At 62.4% G+C, this 18544-nt stretch carries 18 protein-coding genes; 11 read left to right on the forward strand and 7 right to left on the reverse strand.

The annotated features are described in order from the left end of the window. Position 1: 1 nt before the first annotated feature. From H0P51_RS13840 to H0P51_RS13875, 8 genes are all read left to right on the forward strand, one after another. Positions 2–1477: an MCE family protein gene (locus tag H0P51_RS13840; protein ID WP_180918580.1), complete on the forward strand. Its 1476-nt coding sequence runs from the start codon at positions 2–4 to the stop codon at positions 1475–1477. A 28-nt stretch (positions 1478–1505) separates the two neighbouring features. Then, positions 1506–2534 (forward strand): virulence factor Mce family protein, encoded by a 1029-nt coding sequence (locus H0P51_RS13845; protein ID WP_180918581.1) that lies wholly within the window; start codon positions 1506–1508, stop codon positions 2532–2534. Next, on the forward strand, positions 2531–3889 hold the full coding sequence (locus tag H0P51_RS13850; RefSeq protein ID WP_180918582.1) for an MCE family protein: 1359 nt from the start codon (positions 2531–2533) through the stop codon (positions 3887–3889). The genes H0P51_RS13845 and H0P51_RS13850 overlap by 4 nt, the downstream gene beginning before the upstream one ends. Before the next feature lie 104 nt (positions 3890–3993). Beyond that, positions 3994–5301 carry an MCE family protein gene (locus tag H0P51_RS13855; RefSeq protein WP_425489050.1) on the forward strand — a complete coding sequence of 436 codons (1308 nt, stop codon included), beginning with the start codon at positions 3994–3996 and terminating at the stop codon, positions 5299–5301. Positions 5302–5339: 38 nt separating this feature from the next. Continuing rightward, entirely contained in the window at positions 5340–6452 is a 1113-nt protein-coding gene (locus tag H0P51_RS13860; RefSeq protein ID WP_180918962.1) for a virulence factor Mce family protein, read from the forward strand. A gap of 1 nt (position 6453) precedes the next feature. Beyond that, positions 6454–7926, forward strand: coding sequence for an MCE family protein (locus tag H0P51_RS13865; RefSeq protein WP_180918584.1), 1473 nt, complete (start codon positions 6454–6456; stop codon positions 7924–7926). Beyond that, on the forward strand, positions 7890–8678 hold the full coding sequence (locus H0P51_RS13870) for an Mce protein (protein ID WP_180918585.1): 789 nt from the start codon (positions 7890–7892) through the stop codon (positions 8676–8678). Before H0P51_RS13865 ends, H0P51_RS13870 begins: the two co-directional genes overlap by 37 nt. A 155-nt stretch (positions 8679–8833) precedes the next feature. Next, a complete protein-coding gene (locus tag H0P51_RS13875) occupies positions 8834–9493 on the forward strand; it encodes a hypothetical protein (protein ID WP_180918963.1) in 660 nt (219 codons plus the stop codon). Positions 9494–10023: 530 nt separating this feature from the next. Here H0P51_RS13875 and H0P51_RS13880 read toward each other — a convergent pair. Further along, positions 10024–10365 (reverse strand): DUF732 domain-containing protein, encoded by a 342-nt coding sequence (locus tag H0P51_RS13880; RefSeq protein WP_425489051.1) that lies wholly within the window; start codon positions 10363–10365, stop codon positions 10024–10026. Between the two features lie 367 nt (positions 10366–10732). Between H0P51_RS13880 and H0P51_RS13885 the strand changes: the two genes are divergently transcribed. Both H0P51_RS13885 and H0P51_RS13890 read left to right on the forward strand, forming a co-directional pair. Further along, positions 10733–11122, forward strand: coding sequence for a CAP domain-containing protein (locus H0P51_RS13885; protein ID WP_343061790.1), 390 nt, complete (start codon positions 10733–10735; stop codon positions 11120–11122). Positions 11123–11528: 406 nt separating this feature from the next. Continuing rightward, positions 11529–12662, forward strand: a complete 1134-nt coding sequence (locus H0P51_RS13890) for an alpha/beta hydrolase (protein ID WP_180918587.1) — start codon at positions 11529–11531, stop codon at positions 12660–12662. Between the two features lie 5 nt (positions 12663–12667). Here H0P51_RS13890 and H0P51_RS13895 read toward each other — a convergent pair whose 3' ends face one another. The 5 genes from H0P51_RS13895 to H0P51_RS13915 all read right to left on the reverse strand — a co-directional run bounded on the left by H0P51_RS13895 (position 12668) and on the right by H0P51_RS13915 (position 17551). Next, on the reverse strand, positions 12668–13450 hold the full coding sequence (locus H0P51_RS13895) for a FadR/GntR family transcriptional regulator (protein WP_425489003.1): 783 nt from the start codon (positions 13448–13450) through the stop codon (positions 12668–12670). A gap of 235 nt (positions 13451–13685) precedes the next feature. Beyond that, entirely contained in the window at positions 13686–14897 is a 1212-nt protein-coding gene (locus tag H0P51_RS13900; RefSeq protein ID WP_180918589.1) for a thiolase family protein, read from the reverse strand. Positions 14898–14937: 40 nt separating this feature from the next. Continuing rightward, positions 14938–15336 carry a Zn-ribbon domain-containing OB-fold protein gene (locus H0P51_RS13905; protein ID WP_180918590.1) on the reverse strand — a complete coding sequence of 133 codons (399 nt, stop codon included), beginning with the start codon at positions 15334–15336 and terminating at the stop codon, positions 14938–14940. A gap of 54 nt (positions 15337–15390) precedes the next feature. Next, on the reverse strand, positions 15391–16881 hold the full coding sequence (locus H0P51_RS13910) for an aldehyde dehydrogenase family protein (protein ID WP_180918591.1): 1491 nt from the start codon (positions 16879–16881) through the stop codon (positions 15391–15393). A gap of 10 nt (positions 16882–16891) precedes the next feature. Then, positions 16892–17551 (reverse strand): hypothetical protein, encoded by a 660-nt coding sequence (locus H0P51_RS13915; protein WP_213016740.1) that lies wholly within the window; start codon positions 17549–17551, stop codon positions 16892–16894. Between the two features lie 73 nt (positions 17552–17624). Here H0P51_RS13915 and H0P51_RS28955 point away from each other — a divergent pair, with 73 nt between their 5' ends. Next, a complete protein-coding gene (locus H0P51_RS28955; protein WP_281374032.1) occupies positions 17625–17753 on the forward strand; it encodes a hypothetical protein in 129 nt (42 codons plus the stop codon). Here H0P51_RS28955 and H0P51_RS13920 read toward each other — a convergent pair. Further along, a complete protein-coding gene (locus H0P51_RS13920) occupies positions 17740–18522 on the reverse strand; it encodes an SDR family NAD(P)-dependent oxidoreductase (RefSeq protein ID WP_180918593.1) in 783 nt (260 codons plus the stop codon). The two genes, H0P51_RS28955 and H0P51_RS13920, sit on opposite strands and share 14 nt — an antisense overlap. Between the last annotated feature and the right edge of the window lie 22 nt (positions 18523–18544).

The raw sequence follows: 18544 nt of genomic DNA on the forward strand, positions 1-18544 counted from the left end.
GATGGCGAAATCCAAACGACGCGAGGCCGGATTGCATCCCGGCTTATGGACATTGATCCTCGTCGTCTTGATCATCGGGGGCGGTGTACTGACGCTCCTCGCCTTCAACCGCGACCTGCAGACATACACCCGGGTCACCCTGATCTCCGACCGGGCGGGACTGGTCATGGACCCCGGGGCCAAGGTCAAGCTGCGCGGCGTCGAGGTCGGTCGGGTTGCCTCCATCCAACCGAACGAGCACGTGAAATTGCAGCTTGAGCTCTTCCCCGACCAGCTGAAGTACATCCCGGCCAATGTCGAGGCTCAAATCACCGCGCCGACGGCGTTCGGCGCGAAATACGTCGAACTGATCACGCCTGAGCACCCCAGTTCCAAGACTCTGACAGCCGGGGCGGTACTCAGGTCGCGCAACGTCAGCGTCGAGGTGAACACCACCTTCCAGAACCTAGTCGGAGTGCTCAACCAGATCGATCCGGCGAAACTGAACGCGATCCTGTCGGCGCTTGGTGAAGGTTTCCGCGGCAAAGGGGAGGCTCTGGGACGGGCCACCACCGACCTGAATCAGGTGTTGCTGCAACTGAACCCGCGTAACGAGACGGTTCGCGCCGATTGGCGTGCATTCGCGGGTTTCAATGAGACCTACAGTGCCGCAGCGCATGACATCCTCAATGTGCTCGACGGTGCCAGCACGACGAGCGCCACGATCACCAAGAACGAGCAGGAACTCAATTCGCTGCTGGTGAGTGTGGTCGGGCTCTCCGACAGCGGTATCAACCTGCTGGGCCCAGCCAAAGGCAACCTGATCCACGCCATCAACGTGCTCGAGCCGACGACGCGCCTACTGATGAAGTACAACCCGGAACTCACCTGTCTCTTGGTCGGCGGAAAGCTCGGTCTGGATGATCTGATGCAGGCTGTCGCGGGCCACAACGGAAAGTCGTTGATCGGCGATGCCGGCATCTTGCTCGGTGACGACATGTACCGGTATCCGGACAATCTGCCCATCAACGGGGCTAAAGGCGGACCGGGCGGTGCACCAGGCTGCGGCTCGCTGCCTGATGTCGGAAAGAACTTCCCGGTGCGCTATGTGGTGACAAACACCGGATGGGGCACCGGGATGGACGTCCGGCCAAATCCCGGTATCGGTTTCCCCGGATTTGCCAACTACGGCGCGGCGACCCGCGGGACACCCAAGCCGCCAAGCATTTACACACTTAACGGGGGACCGGCTCCCGGCCCGATTCCATACCCGGGTGCCCCGCCGTTCGGTGCGCCGTGGTACTTGCCGGACGGAACACCTTTATACCCGGGCCTGCCGCCGGCGCCGCCACCGGGTCGACCGCGCGAAATCGGCCCGCCGCCACCGGGTTCCGAGCCGTTCACGATCGCGCACCCCGCCGAGATGCAGCCGACACCGGTGCCGACGATGCCGCCACCGCCCCCGCCACTCCCGCCGCTGTATGCGCCCGAGCCATGACCACCAGACGCGCTAGAGAAAGGCAGACATGAAGGAGGATTTGCGCGGCGCGCTGTGGCGCTTCGCGATCTATGCCGCGGTGTGTCTCGTAGCGGTGGCCCTCGTGTTCGCAATTTTCGGCCAGTTCCGTTTTACCTCCGGCAATACATACCACGCCTATTTCACTAACGTCTCCGGACTGCGCGACGGCAACTTCGTCCGGATCGCCGGGGTCGAGGTGGGCAAGGTCGAGAAGATCTCCATTCAGCCCGACATGACCGTCCATGTTGAGTTCTCCGTGAACCGCTCTGCGGTGCTCACCGAAGGCACCCGCGCGGCAATCCGTTACGACGATCTCATCGGTGGCCGGTACATGTCACTGGAGGAAGGGGCTGGCGGGGTCAAGCGACTAGCACCCGGTGGGGCGATCCCGATCGGTCAGACCGAGCCGGCACTGGACCTAGACGCATTGATCGGCGGTTTCCGTCCGCTCTTTCGGGCTTTGAATCCAGACCAGGTCAACGCCTTGACCGGCCAACTGATCGCTGCCTTCCAAGGGCAGGGCCCCACGATCAGTTCGTTCCTCAACCAAGCTGCCGCGTTGACCAACACGCTGGGCGACCGCGACAAGCTGATCGGTCAGGTCATCGTCAACCTCAACACCGTGCTCGGGTCGCTGGGCGGCCAGAGTAAACAGTTTGCCAAAGCGGTTGACTCGCTCTCCGAACTCGTCGCCGGCCTTTCGCAGCGCAAAGAAGACATCAGCAACGCGGTGGCCTACGGAAACGCGGCTGCCGGCTCTATCGCCGACCTGCTGGTGCAGGGCCGTAAACCCCTCACGAAGGTAGTCAGCGAGACGGATCGAGTCGCCGGAATCGTCGACGCCGACCACGACTACGTCGACAACCTGCTCAATACGTTGCCCGACGCGTACCAGATGCTGGGCAGATTGGGCATCTACGGTGACTTCTTCACCTTCTACCTGTGCGATCTCCTCATCAAGGTCAACGGCAAGGGCGGCCAACCCGTGTACGTCAAGCTGGCTGGCCAGGATACCGGGAGGTGCACGCCGAAGTGAAAACCTTTTCGGAACATAACCCCCTCAAGGTAGGTGGCATCGGCGTTGTGCTGACGCTGGCCTTGATGTGGCTTTCGCTGAACTACCAGAAGTTGCCCCTAATCAACCAGGACAGGGAATACGAGGCCTACTTCGCCGAGGCGGGCGGCCTCGCCGCCGGCAACGCCGTGCAGGTGTCGGGTTACCGCGTCGGCGACGTGACATCGGTGGATCTGCGCCGGAATCGGGTGGTGGTCAAGTTCAAGGTTGACCACAGCATTCGACTGGGCAACCGCACCGAGGCCGCTATCAAGTTGAAGACGGTGCTCGGATCCAAATTGCTCGAGGTCACCCCACGGGGCGACGGGCTACTCAATGGGCCCATACCGCTCGATCGAACGACCTCGCCATATCAGCTTCCCGACGCACTCGCAGATCTGTCCAACACCATCAGCGGATTGGACACCGACCAACTTTCGCGGTCGTTAGCCGTGCTCTCGGACACCTTTTCCAAGACCCCGCCCGACCTGCAGGCCGCGGTCCGCGGTGTCGCACGCTTCTCCGAAACACTGAGCAGCCGGGACGCTCAGCTGCGCACACTGCTGGAAAACGCGAACAAGGTTTCGGGCGTGCTGGCCGAACGGACCAACCAGGTCGTCAGCCTGGTAACAAACACCAACGCCCTGCTCGCACAGCTGCGCACTCAGAGCGCCGCCCTGGACCAGATCGCCGGCAACCTCTCGGCGGTAGCCCAACAGGTCAAAGGATTCATTGCGGAGAACCGCGCGGCGCTAAAGCCTGCACTCGACAAGCTCAACAACGTATTGACGCTGGTCGACAAGCGGAAAGACCGTATACAGAAGGCGATCAAGGGACTCAACGGGTACGCGCTGTCACTCGGTGAGTCGGTTGCGTCGGGACCGTACTTCAAGGCGTACCTAGCCAACCTGCTGCCTGGGCAGTTCGTCCAGCCCTTCATCGACGCGGCCTTCTCTGACCTTGGGCTGGACCCCAACGTCCTGCTGCCGTCGCAGCTGAACACCCCGCAGACCGGGCAGCCGGCGACACCGCCGTTGCCGGTGCCGTTCCCGCGTACCGGGCAGGGAGGCGAGCCGCGACTTACCATTCCGGATGCCATCACCGGCAACCCCGACGACCATCCGTGTGGGCCGTCCGGTGCGGCTTTGCCAGGCCCCGGCTGCTACCCGTTGCGGCCGCCGGAGCCCGCGCCACCGCCAGGTGGTCCGCCGCCGGGGCCACCGGCGCTGACTCCGCCAGGCCCACAATCCTCCGTTCCCACGCCGCCGGGACCGATAACGCAGTTCGCGCCGGGCGAGAACATTCCGGCACCGCAGCCTGGAGGTGTTGGACGATGACGCATTCGACGCCGGTACCTAAACCTGGCAGGTTGCGTTCCAAAGGCGGTCAGATCAGCCTGGCGGTGCTGCTTGCGGTGGTGCTGGTTGGCGGCGTAGTCGTGATGGTGCGGGTCGTGACCGGCGCGGGCCGCATCCACATGACCGCCTACTTCGACAACAGCAACGGGATCTTCGCCGGGGACAGTGTGGTGGTCCTCGGGGTACCGGTCGGCAAGATTGACAGGATTGAGCCGGAGCCGGACCGAGTGAAGATCAGCTTCTGGGTCCGGGACAGCTACCAGATTCCCGCAGACGCGAAAGCTGTGATCCTGTCCCCGTCGCTGGTGACGGTCCGGGCGCTACAACTCACCCCCGCCTACAACGGTGGGCCGACGATGGGGGATCATGCGTTGATCCCCCGGGAACGCACCGCAGTCCCGGTCGAGTGGGACGATTTCCGGCAGCAACTCGAGCGTCTCACCGATACGCTGCAGCCCACCCAACCCGGTGGCGTCAGTACGTTAGGTCAGTTCGTAAATACAGTGGCCGATAACCTGCGCGGTCAGGGCCCGGACATCCGCAACACGATCATCAAGCTCTCGCAGGCTATTTCGGCGCTCGGCGACCACAGCGGCGACTTGTTCACGACCATCAAGAACTTGTCGGTTCTGGTCTCGGCGCTGCACGACAGCAGCGACCTACTGCGTCATCTGAACCAGAACCTGGCCCAGGTGACGGGGTTGCTTGCCAACGATCCGAACGAGGTCGGAAATGCGCTGCGAGATCTCAACGAGGTGGCCGATGACGTCACGAACTTCGTCGCGGAGAACCGTGAGGCGCTCGGCACGACGTCGGACAGGCTGGCGTCGGTATCCAACGCGGTTGTGGAGAGCCTCGACGACATCAAGCAGACCCTGCACATCGGTACACCGGCGTTTCAGAATTTCGCCAACATCTACCAACCCGCAAACGTCGCGCTGACCGGTGCGATCGCCGTTACCAACTTCGCCAACCCGGTTCAGTTCCTGTGTTCGGCTGTCCAGGCGGCGTCGCGGTTGGGCGCCGAGCAGTCGGCGAAACTGTGTGTGCAGTATCTGGCGCCGATCATCAAGAACCGCCAGTACAGCTTCCCGCCGCTGGGCTTCAACCCGTTCTCCGGCGTAATGGCCCGGCCTAACGAAATCACCTACAGCGAAGATTGGCTGCGACCGGACTACATCCCGCCGCCTGCTCCGAGAAACGGCGAACCGGCACCGCCTAGCGCGCCACTGCCGGCGCCGAACAGCATCTACAACTACTTCGGCAACGGCATGGTCGATCCCAACCATGCCAATCCGCCGTTTGTACCCGCCAGGCTCCCGGATCCGATACCGACCAATCCGGCCAGTGGACTTGAAGGCATGATGGTGCCGCCAGGAGGTGGGCAGTGAGCGCGTCCGGGTATTGGCGGCGCCTCGGCGCCGGGGCAATGGGCGCCTTGCTGGTGGTCACCCTCTCCGGCTGCGGCTTCCTCCAAAACTGGCACGGGGCAAACTCGCTGCCGCTGCCCGGCACAGTCGGGGGTGGTAGAGGCTCGTACACGATTCAGGCGCAATTGCCCGATGTCCAGAACCTGAAAGAGAATTCCCGAGTTCAGGTGAACGACGTGACGGTCGGCAATGTCACCAGGATCGAGATTCAAGGCTGGCACGCTTTGGTGACCATGACGCTGCAAGGCGGCGTGGACCTGCCGGCCAACGCAACGGCGACGATCGGCCAGACCAGCCTGCTCGGTTCGGTACATGTGGAGCTGGCGCCGCCCAAAGACATTCCGCCGTCGGGCAAGCTCAAGAACGGATCGTTGATCCCACTGTCCTCCGGCGCCGCATACCCATCGACGGAACAGACCTTGGCGGCCGTCTCGATGGTTCTCAACGGAGGTGGTCTGGCCAACATCCAGGACATCACCACGGCGTTGACTACGGCGTTCTCCGGTCGTGAACAAGATTTGCGAAGCCTGATCGGTCAACTGGATAAGTTCGTGGGTTACCTCAACGATCAGAAAGACGACATCCTTAACGCCACCGAGAGCCTGAACAACCTGGTCGGCCAGTTCGCGGACCAACGGCCGGTCGTCGACAGGGCGCTCAAGACCATTCCCGACGCGCTGGCTGTGCTAAACCGGCAGCGGGAAAACCTCACTCAAGCGCTAGCTCAGGTGGGCAAACTCAGTGCGCTAGCCGCTGATTCGGTGATCCAGACCAAAGAGAATTTGGTCAAGGAACTCAAGGACCTCGGCCCGGTGCTCCAGTCGCTGGGCGACGCCGGACCGGCCCTGACCCGTTCGCTGGACTTCTTCGCAACCTACCCGTTCCCGAAGCCTACGATTAGCAAATGGATTCGCGGTGACTACGGAAACATCAGCGCCATCATGGATTTGACATTGAGCCGGATTGACAACTCGTTCTTCACCGGCACCCGGTGGGAAGGCACGCTGACCGAACTCGAGTTGCAATGGGGACGAACCATCGGCCAGATGCCGAGCCCGTACACAGCGCGTAATCCGTTGATCGCTCCCTACCATTTCGACCAGGGGCCGTAACATGCTGACCAGGCGAATAAGAATCCAATTTGCGGTGTTCGCGGTAATCGCCTTAACCGCGATCTCGGCGGTGCTGTTCGGCTACCTGAAGATCCAGAGCACGATTTTCGGCTTCAACCGATATACCGTAACGGTTCAGTTACCCCAAGCGGGCGGGCTATACGCCGGCGGAAACGTGACCTACCGTGGTGTCACGGTAGGTCGGGTGCGCGAGATCCGGCTCAACAACACCGGTGCCGAGGCAGTACTCCAAATGAATTCCGACGTCGAGATTCCCGCGACTGGCGTTACCGCCGAGGTGCACAGCGTTTCGGCCGTGGGTGAACAGTACGTCGCATTGACGCCGCGCGGCCGCGGCGGGCCCAAGTTGAAAGACGGCGACGTTATCCCGGTGTCGCAAACGAAGGTTCCCACCGACATCAACTCGTTGGTGGCGGCGGCCAACCGCGGGTTACAGGCCATCCCGCGGGAGAACCTGAAAACAGTCGTGGACGAGAGCTATATCGCGTTCGGCGGCCTCGGCCCGGAACTGTCCCGGCTGATCAACGGAACTACTAACCTGGCGATCGATGCACGCAAGAACCTGGAAGCACTGACGGTTCTGATCGACCAGTCCAAACCTGTGCTTGACAGCCAGGTCGAGTCCAGGGATTCGGTACAGGCTTGGGCCGCCAACCTCGCCGATGTCACCAAACAACTGCAAGCCAATGACTCTGCTCTTCAGGGCGTGATCAACAAGGGCGCTGCTTCGGCGGAGGAGACACGTCAGCTGTTCGACAGACTGCAGCCGACGCTACCGATCGTGTTGGCCAACCTGGTCAGTGTCGGCGACGTCGGGGTTGCCTACCGTGCTGACCTCGAGCAACTCTTGGTGGTGTTGCCGGCGGCAACGGCGCAGGGCCAGGCGACCTTGTTACCTGGGCGCAATATCAAGGGCAGCTATCCCGGCCTGAACCTGAGCTTCAACCTGAACCTCAATCTTCCGCCGGCGTGCACCACCGGCTATCTGCCACCGCAGCAGATGCGGTCCCCGACTTTCGAGGACCACCCGGACCGCCCCGCAGGGGATTTGTACTGCCGGATACCGCAAGACTCACCGCTGAACGTGCGCGGGGCGCGCAACTACCCGTGTGAGACTCGTCCGGGTAAGCGTGCGCCTACGGTAAAGATGTGCGAAAGCAACGAGGAATACGTGCCGCTCAACGACGGGTACAACTGGAAGGGCGATCCCAACGGAACATACTCGGGACAGGACATTCCACAGCTGCCACCGGGGGTCCTGCCCCCCGTGGCAGCGGGGGCGCCTGCTCCGGCGGCACCACCACAGGCCCCGATTGCGATAGCCGAGTACGATCCGGCGACCGGCACCTACCTAGGACCCGATGGGCAGATTTATCGACAAACCGATCTTGCCCAACCTCATAATCAGGAGCGAACATGGCAGCAGATGCTGATGCCGCCGGCGACGAACTGACATTGGCCAAATCCGCTAAACACCTTGGGCCCGATGCAATGCCGGAGACGGACAAGGTGTCGGCCGAAGCGACCGCCTCGACGGAAGAAGTCGAAAAGGCTGCCGCCACCGAGGAAGTCGAGGCAGTGGCCGACCACGACGAAGCTGCCGAAGATGGAGACCAGGCCGAAGACGCCGACGACGGTGCACAGGCCGAAGCCGCCGACGTTGCAGAGGAAGGTGCCGCTGACGACGACGCCAGGCGCGCGAAGTCCGTGCGAAGCTGGTTCACGCCGCTGCGGTTGGCCGCGGCTGTCGGCCTGGTCGTGGTGCTCAGTCTGGGTGGTTTGGTCGGATGGCTGGGTGTCAGGACCTACGAGATGCGCCAGGATCAGGAATTGCGCGAGCTTTTTCTACGGGTTGGGCGACAAGGAGCGGTAAATCTGACGACCATCGACTGGCAGAACGTCAACAACGACATTCAGCGCATTCTGGACTCAGCCACCGGAGCGTTCTATGAAGACTTCTCCAAGCGTTCCCAACCCTTCATCGACATCGTTAAGAAGGTGCAGTCGAAATCAGTGGGAACCGTGACTGAAGCAGGCCTGGAGTCTGTGTCGCACAACGAAGCTCGGGTCCTTGTCGCGATTTCTGTCAAGACTTCCAACCTCGGTGCGGAAGACCAGCCGCTGCGATCCTGGCGAATGCGGCTCGATGTCCAGCGGGTTGGTGACGGAGCGAAGATCTCGAATGTTTTGTTCGTGCCAGCATGACGCGGCGGCGAGATGTGGTCGGTAACGAATCCAAAGAGCCGGAAAAGGAAACAGACGCTGTGAGCGTTGATATCGACACTGCGACCGGCGAACCCGACGCGGTCGCCGCCAAGACGACAGCGAAGGTCAAACTATCGAAAGGCCGAACTGAGAACATCAGCAGTGACGACGACACAGGCCGGGCGGCTCTCGAGACCACAAATGCTTCGGCCGATGATCCTTCCGGAGATGCAGCGGTAACCGGCCCGGACGACTCGACAGACGAGGCCCCGGCTGGCGTCGACAATGCGAAGAACTCTGGCGATAGCGCAAAGACCAAAACCAAACGCGCAATCGACTATTCGCGCGTATTGGTATTCGGAGTCATACCCACCGTAGCGTTGCTGCTCGGCGGCACGGCTGGCTACCTGAAGTGGCAGGACTCATCGATGCGGGCGGCGCGTATCAGCAGTGTCGAATCGCTTGCGGCCGCCAAAGACGGCACAATCGCTATCCTTTCCTATCAGCCTGATACGGCTGACAAGGACCTCGAGGCCGCTCGAGATCGACTCACCGGTACCTTCAAGGACTCCTACACCCAGTTGACGCACGATGTGGTGATTCCCGGCGCCAAGCAACGACACATTTCCGCAGTTGCGACCGTACCCGGCGTGGCCGGGGTGTCGGCAACCGCGAACCATGCGGTCGCACTGGTTTTCGTTAATCAGACCGTCGTTGTCGGCAACGATCCCCCCAGTTCTACCGCTTCGACGGTTCGGGTGACGCTGGATAAGGTTCGCGACCGTTGGCTAATCAGCGGTTTCGATCCGATCTGACCCCACGGCCTTCGAAATCACAATTGTATTTGCCGGATTCGATCTTCGGCCTCGGTGCGCTACAACGTGAATGAATTGGGACCGAGGGACTGGCAGATGGTCTTGACCGGGCCGACGTTCTGATAGACAGGATCGTAGAAGCTGTCCGCGCATCCGCGTCCCGTGACGACATATATAGCGCCCGCTCGATACGGCAAGTAGACATTCGCCGGTTCGGGACCGACCTTTTCGCTGCAATCCCCGTTGCCCTGTCCCTGGATGGACAAACATACGGTCGATCCATTGGGGATGGCATCCATGGTGCAGGGTCCGGGTTTCACCGAGGCCATCACCATGGTTGCGGTGGACACCTGAACGACTGCCGGCGGTACGAGCACGAAGGAACACGACCCGTCGCCCGCGTCACCCAATGGGGACGCATGCGCGAAACCCGCACCCCACGCGCCTGCTGATGACGTTGCCGCCACTGCCATCATTGCCTTCGCTGCCTGAAAAGCTAAGCGCGACGGAAACATATCGATATCCTGCTCTCACTCGGCAGGCGGCCGATAATGCGCGGCCGAATTGCGCAGCTGCCAGATCTGGCCAGGGCACAGCAAGTTGACTGCATACGAAACCAGGTAGTTCGCCGCAAATTCGTCACTGGGGGTGACATCATTTTTCACATCTCCTAGGACCTGCGCGTAGCCCTCGCCCCCGCTGACTTTGTCGCAGATTTGGTAGCCGTAGCCCAGGGCGTCGTTGCCGGGAAAGTTGTACTGCCGCCGGACCGTAACGTCATACATGTATTCAGTTCGTGGATCCGGTGCGGCGTGTGCCGGCGGCGCTAAGGTTTGCGCGGTCAGCCCGAATATCGCGGCGGCGAGGATCAATGTGGCGAACGGCTTGCAACGCGTCACAGGTGTCGTCCTTTGGTGTTGTCATAGAGATCTCGAGTTGAAATCCGGACTCTCGCCATTTGCCGTTCAAGCTCAAGACCGGCTAGTAGCAGTGTAGACCCAGGACGCCCGAAATATTAAGATTCTTTAGAGTCAACGACGATGAAGCAGCGTTGATTGATGACCCGGGCAAGAGGTGGGGCGGAAGGTGCGTATGACACATTTGAGGAATTATCCGACAGGCCGAAGCCGTTCCGCCCTACGCCATTCGGGGATACTGCTGCTCGTCGCGGCGGCCACGTCGTTGGCCCCTCCGGCTTTTGCCGATAACGGCAACACCGTCGTACCCAACAATGCGCGCTTGAACAACGCCGTGTACGTCAACATCAATACCTCGCAGCGGCAAAACGGGTGCCCCGTCGACTCCAAGATGGACAACAGGCTGACGGAAGCTGCCCGCCGGCATACTCTCGACGTCCTGAACAACCCGGACATCAACGGTGATATCGGCTCAGACGGTTCAACTCCGCAGGACCGCGCCAGAGACGCAGGGTTCCCCGGCAGGGCTACTGAGACCGTCGCGATCGTCCCGGCTCTGGCGATCAACGGAATCGACGTCTTGGGCCAGTGGTGGTGGGACCCGCCGTCGCGGGCCATCATGCAGGACTGCGCCAACACTGCCATCGGTGTCTGGTCGGAAAATAGCCTGAATCGATCGGTCCTGGTTGCAACGTACGGCCAGCCGACCTAGGGGTGATTGACCCGCTCACGAACGCGGGGGCGAATCGCCAGCCGCACGAACACTATTGAGCCCCGCGATGAATCGTCGCATGACTCAGTCGATGTTGACGGTTGCATCGATCTAGCTTAGCGTTTCTTCAACATAGTAAACCTGGTTGTAATTGTGACTTAGGCCGGACGACTGTTCGCCGGGGGATGTCAGTTGCGGGGGGAGGTTCGGCATGACTTCACGAGCTCTCCGGCAGAAGCGAATTCGTGGTGTCACAGCGGCGAATTGGCTACTCGGCTGCGCGACCTGTTGGGGGTTTGTGAGTGCTGCGGCGCGTTCGAAACATCCCGACCGCCTGCTGCGGCGACCGCTGCCAGGCATCAGTTCGGCAATCGTTGTGGTTCCGCTGGCAGTGGTGAGCTTGTTGGTGAGTGAATTCCCCCTACACATATTGATTGCGGAGGCTGGGGTTGGGACGGCGCTGGCGCGCCGCGGTGCGCTGCGCAACCGTCGGGGAATCGTCGGTCTGATCCTGGCACTGATCGCGTGGCTCGGTCTGCTCGGCGCCCGCCGCGACGCGACCCGATCGCCGCAGCAACTCGACGATAGCCTCCGGCTCGCGCTGGGCGATGCATATCAAGCTCGCCCGCCCGCGGGCGACGGTAGCGACGACAAGCTCAGCCTCCGAGAGTTGTGGTTTCCCCGGTTCACCGAGCGCAAGCGATACCTATTGCACGAAGACTTGTCCTACGGAGACGGGGGGATACGCAACAACCTGGACATCTGGCGGCGCAAGGATCTCCCGCGGGACGCACGTGCCCCGGTATTGCTGCAGATCCATGGCAGCGCATGGGTGAAGGGAAGCAAACGGGGACAAGGGTATCCACTCCTGGCGCACATGGCCGAGAAGGGTTGGGTCTGCGTCGCGATCAATTACTCGCTGGCACCCGCTGCTCGCTGGCCGGCTCACATCATCGACGTCAAACGGGCGATTGCGTGGGTCAAACGCGAAATCGCTTACTATGGCGGTGATCCCGACTTCATCGCGGTGACCGGCGGATCGGCCGGTGGCCACTTGACCGCATTGGCCGCGCTGAGCGGAAACGATCCGGTCTTCCAGCCGGGATTTGAGACCGCGGATACCTCGGTGCAGGCCGGTATCCCGCTGTACGGGGTCTACGACCTGCTGGACCGGGCCGGCGATTCGCCCGCCGAGCAGGAGGAGTTCTTGCGGCGAATCGTTATTGGCGCCTCCCTGCAGGACGCTTACGATGTGTGGGACAAGGGCTCTCCGCTGTCGTGGGTCAACGAGGATGCGCCGCCGCTATTCGTCATCCACGGCGGTATCGACACCTTCACCAACCCCGAGCAGGCTCGGGCGTTCGTTGCCGCGTTACGCCGTGTCTCTCGCAATCCGGTTGCCTACGCTGAGCTTTCGGGAGCCCAACATGCGTTCGATTGGCTGCCGTCGATACGGACCCGGGCGACGGTCGTGGCGATCGACCACTTTCTGACCCATGTGCGTCAGGTGCCGAGCGCATCCCGGGCGCCGATGTACTAAGCAGCTCAATCCATCACATCTCGGACTTTGATTGTCGGCAAGGCCTTCAGCACCGCTTTACTTGAATTGTCCATGTGGATGCGCCAATGGGCTTCGGCAGCTTCTCCGTCGTGGGCCCGCAGCAGATTGATGAGATGGCGGTAGGAGCGAACCACCTTTTCGTAGTCCGCCTTCGGGACACTGCGCTTGCGGGAAAGAGCGACCGCGGTGTGGCGTTCGGTGATCTCGTGGAGCATGCCCGCAATCATGCTGAGCGTCGCGTTGCCCGACAGTTCGACCAGCCGACGGTGGAAGTGCGTGGTCGCTGCAGCAAATTGTGGAGCCTCGACGGAGGTGGGGATGTCGTCGACCAGAATCTGTTCGAGCTCGTCGTAGGCCTTCGCCTTGCCGTTGTTTGCCAGCAAGCGTGCGGCCACCGGCTCGATGGCAGAACGCGCAACCAGCACATCGGCGATCGTCGCTCCCGACAACTCCAGCAGCAGGCCGGCGGGCCGCGCCACGATTTCGGGTCCGGGTACCCGCACCCGTGGCCCAGTGCGGGAGCCGCGGCGAACCTCGACGAGCCGTTGCGACTCGAGGACGCGGACCGCTTCGCGCAGCGTCGGGCGGCTCACACCGAAGTGGGCCATCAGCTCAGGTTCGTTGGGAAGAAAGTCCCCATCCTTCAACTTTCCGTCGACGATCATCTGGCGCAACGTCCGCGCGACCAGCTCCGCGGTCTTCGGGGAGCGGACCGGCGCCGTCGCGCTCACGGTCGTCATTGGGGCAAGCGGCGGAAGCGATGACACCGGGCCGAAACCTCTCAACAAGTAATACTGCGAAGCAACCGCCGGCTGGATTCACAGACAGCAGCCCGCCGCGGTGCGGCTAGTCAGCAAGTCTACCGAGGCCACGGCCCGACGGTCGCTAAGACTCGATAAACCAGCTCATCTAAGTTAACTGGGTAATACATAAAATTGCTAGCCGAAAAGTTGCGGAAAAATGCCGCTCAGCTAACCCGTCTAGCTAGCAGCACCCAGTAGGCTACGCGGCCGATTTTTCCAGAATGTGAATGCCGCACGCCGACCCCAGACCGATCACGTGGGCCAGGCCGACCTTCGCGTTCTCGATTTGGCGATCACCGGCCTCGCCGCGTAGGTGGTGGCAGATCTCCCAGATGTTAGCGATGCCGGTGGCCGCGATTGGGTGACCCTTGGACTGCAGCCCACCGGAGACATTCACTGGTGTCGAGCCGTCGCGCCAGGTGGCGCCTGAGTTGAAGAAGTCGGCGGCGCCACCCTGTTCGCACAGCATCAGATTGTCGTAGTGCACTAGCTCGGCGGTAGCGAAGCAGTCGTGCAGCTCAATAAGGTCCAGATCGCCCGGACCGATACCGGCGTGGCCGTAGGCGGTCGCGGCCGCATTCCGGGTCAGCGTGTTGACGTTCGGCAGAACCTGGCAGCCCGCTTCGTACGGGTCGGTGGTCAGGACCGACGCCGAGACCTTGACTGCGCGCCGACGCTGCTCGAGTGACAGCGTTTTCAGTGTCTCGCCGTTGCAGACGATCGCGGCCGCGGCACCGTCGCAGTTTGCCGAGCACATTGGCCGAGTATTGGGGTAAGCGATCATGACTTCGTTCATGATCTGCTCCAGTGTGAACTTCTTCTGATAGGCGGCAAGGGGGTTCAGCGTAGAGTGCGCATGGTTCTTTTCGCTAATCCTGGCGAACAGCTCGAAGCTGGTGCCGCCGTACTTGTGGCCGTACTCGGTGCCGATCTGAGCGAACACCCCGGGCATGGCTTCGGTGCCTATCCGCCCGTCGACCGGGGCCACCGCACCGTAGCGGCCCGTGGGCGCCCAGATCGCCGGTTCCTTCTTCGCCTGGCCTCCCGCGCCCAGTAGCCCTGCGCCGGATAGCTTCTCCACGCCGACGGCCATGCCATAGCTGACCTCGCCAGCTTTGACGGCCATGATGGCCGTTCGCAGCGCGGTGGCACCAGTGGCGCAGGCGTTGGCGACGTTGTACACCGGGATGCCGGTTTGCCCGATCTGCTTCTGAAGTTGTTGGCCGATACCGGCATTGGCGGCCATCAGGTTACCCGCTGCGAGGATTCCGATGTCGCCCATGGTCACGCCGGCATCGGCCAGGGCGCCGGTTGCCGCTTCGGCGGCGAGGTCAACGGTGTCCTTATCGGCGTGCTTACCGAACTTGGTCATCCGGATGCCCAGGATCCAAATGTCTTCGCTGGCGCTCATTGTCGCTGCTCCTTCGTGATTCGTTCGGCCTCAGGATTGACTAGTTGATGGGTTCGAAGCCGAAGCCGATTGCCTCGGTGCCTTCGGAATCGGTGCCCATCGGGTGGGTGGTCAGCCGCACCTTCATTCCGTCGCGGATGTGCTCGGGATCCGGTTCGACTTTGACGAGGTTGGCGCGCACCTGGGTGCCGTCGCAGTCGACGACCGAGGCGACGAACGGGGTGGGTATTCCCGGTGCGGCGAATGTGACGATCGTGAAGGCCCGGACGGTGCCCTCCGTCGCCACCGGGACCGTCGTGAAGTCGGTCGCAAAGCACCCGGCACACGCGTTGCGCCGATCGAAGAACCGGGCGCCACAGTTCCCGCACTGCTGGGCGACCAGGTGTGGTTCGCCGTCGTCGAGCACAAGATAGTCGACCAGGGGGATCCGGGCAGCCATAAAAACCTCCATTGGGTGTCATCGCAGTTATCGAACGCCGGAAACCGGCGGGTGTCAGGCCGATTCGGGGCCCCGGCGGCCCAAGCGTCGAGCCGCGGCTCGACGTTCCCAACCGATGTAGGCCTGCAGACCTCGCGTCATCATCCTGGAGTGGGGCGGCGTGATCAGGGTGGCGAAGCTGAACGGCAACCTGGTCGCGGTCACCGTACGGTGGTGGGTGAAGGTGTCAAAGCCTGTCTTACCGTGGTATGCGCCGCTGCCGCTATGCCCTACCCCGCCGAACGGCGCGGCCATCATGGCGCACTGGATGGCGAAATCGTTGATTCCGACCCCGCCGCTCAGCGTTTTCTGACGGAATTCGTCGAGGCGAGATCCGTTGGGGCCGTACCAATATACCGCCAATGGTGAGGGCCGGGCGGCGATATAGTCGTACACCTCGCTGAGCGCCTCGTAGGGCAATACCGTCAGCACCGGCCCGAAGATCTCTTCCCGGCAGATGCGCATGTCATCGTTCACGTCGAGTACTACGGTCGGAGCGAGTCGCCGCCGGGCCGCATCGGAGCCGGTACCGCTGTCCCGCACCGTGGCTCCGCGTGAGCGCGCGTCGTCGATGAGGGCGCACACTCGGTCGTAGTTCTTCGTATCGACGATGCTGACTAGACCCGCTTCGCCGTCCCCAGATGCTGCTACCTTGCCGTGTGCCAAGGCGGCCGCGGCAAATGTCTCGACCTGCGCGCGCGGGACGAACGCGTAATCGGGGCACAGGCAGACTTGCCCGCCGTTTGCCAACCGGGCGGCCATCACCCGACGCGCCGTCGCGGGCACATCGGCGTCGGGGGCGATGACGGCTGGATTCTTACCGCCCAGCTCGAGGGTGACTGGCACCAGGTTTTTGGCCGCTGCGCTGGCGACGATAGCCCCCACCCTGGGTGATCCGGTGAAAAACAAGTGGTTGAAAGGTAATTCGCTGAACGCTGCGCCCACCTCGGCTCCGCCGGTAACCACGACTAGCTCAGTCGGATCAAAATACTGGGCCACCTTTGCCGCAAATACCTCGGCGGTGCGGTGGGTAACCTCCGAGAACTTGATCATCACCCGGTTGCCCGCGGCCAGCGCGGAGGCGGCCGGCTGAGCCACCAAGCCGACCGGAAAGTTCCACGGTCCAATGATGCCGACGACGCCCAGCGGCTTCTTCTCGACCACGGTGGGCATACCCATCAGTGTCGCCGACTTGATTCGGTCGGGCCGCATCCACTTGTCCAAATGGCGCCGGGACGCGGTGATGTCCGGCATGATTCCCGCGATCTCAGAGAGCAGGTTCACCGGGTACGACCGATTGCCGAAGTCCGCGTTCAGTGCGTCGGAGAACTCCTCAGCGCCTTCGGTGAGCAGCAGAATCAGCCGGTCGATCCGGTCGCGCCGCAGCGCCACCGACGGGGACCCGGCGCGCAAGAAATCGGACCGCTGGGCATCAAGTGTCGCCTTGAGTCCATCGGCCGATTCATCGGCGATTGGCGATGGCGGTCGCATGAACTCAGTGGACATCCCGCTCCGATCACGATGGGACTCTGTGGCTTTCGAGCTTCCTGACTAAGGGCAGGGTCACAACGGCGCATGTGACGAGCATGAGAACGCCACCCAGACGTTGATCCGTATCCGGCGTCAGTCCGAGCGGACTGCCGTGCTGCAGGTGCGGCGATGGCCACAGTAGTGCGGCCAAGCCAAGGATGGCCGCGACCTCTTGACCAATGACCAGAGCGCCGCGCCGCACTGCGGATCCCACCCGGCCGGTAGTGAGAAGTATTGCACCCCAATAGCTCATGCCGACCAAAACGACCAGCAACGCAAGCCAGAGCGGGACCGCCGCCAGGTGAGCGCCGTGCGCGTGAATGGCGGGCAAGTGTATCGCCAACAGCAGCGCCGAATTGAGCGCAACGGCCACGATCACCCATGCCGTCCACGGCTTGCTCTGTGCCGCCAAGCTTCTCAGTTGGCCCCGCCGCACCGCGTGGATGAGCAACAGCGGCGCGGCCACCAACAGGGCCTCGAGTGCTGCCATCGCGGCCAGGTGGGACTGCAGGGCCAGGGTTCGGATCGTTTCGGAGCTGGCCAGGGCAGCCAGTCCGGCCGCGGCAAGGACCGCGGGGACGCGGCTCCGGGTCGCCAGCCACCAGATCAGCGTTGCCACCGTCACGCTGCCGATGACTAACAGCATTGTATTCCAGTGTAATTCATGATGATGTGAATGCATGGCCTGGTGTGGTGTCGCAGTCTGCCGTGCATGCAGCATGACTGCGGCAACCGCGATGGCTGCCGCGATCTCTGCACCCGCTGCCAGCCACAACCGAGGCGACGAAAGCGGGTTCGGGTCGCCGGGCTCGACGTCGACCGTCGGCGACGACATCACGGATTCCTGAACAGCCTGGGCAGGTTCTTCTGTGACACCGCCCGGGACAGCACCGCGGCGAACATCGCACCCTTGCCCACCAGCGCTTGGCGCTTTCCGGCTGCCAAAGCGTCATATCCGCCGCGCGCAACCTCGGCTGGCGACCCGGCTTTGTTCTTCGCGAACATGTTATGCAGCAGCGACTTTCCGGAGAATTCGTCGATACCACCGGCCTGGGCGAATTTGGTCTGCGTTGCGCCGGGGGTGAGGCAGGTGACCGTGACGCCATACGGCTTCAGTTCGGCGGCCAGTGCGTAGCTGAACGTGTTGACGTAGGACTTGCTGGCCCCGTAAGAGGCGAAGCGCACTGTGGGCACCATGCCCGCTGTCGACCCAACGTTGAGAATCGCGCCGCGGCGCCGTTCCTTCATCTGCCTGCCGAAGAGCATTGATGCCAGCGTCAACGTGATCACGTTCAGTTCCAACATGTTCGCTACCCGCTCGGGTGACAGGTCGACGGCATCGCCGAAGCAGGCGAACCCAGCATTGTTGATCAGGATGTCGGGGAACCAGTCGTTGTCCTGACACCACTGCAGCAGGTTGGATGCCGCGTCGGCCTTGGACAGATCCATCTGCAAGGTCTGCAGCCGAGCAGAGCCGAAGCGGAAGTCTTCACTAAGCGCATCGAGTTCGGCTTGCACCAGACTTACCGCGAGGACCGTTGAGCCGTCCTCCAGGTACAACTTGGTGAACTCTTTGCCGATGCCCGACCCGGCTCCGGTGATGACGACTTTCTTCATCCGTTCAATGTCCTTCTGTTAG

It is taken from the genome of Mycobacterium vicinigordonae, from assembly GCF_013466425.1.
GTDB lineage: Bacteria > Actinomycetota > Actinomycetes > Mycobacteriales > Mycobacteriaceae > Mycobacterium > Mycobacterium vicinigordonae.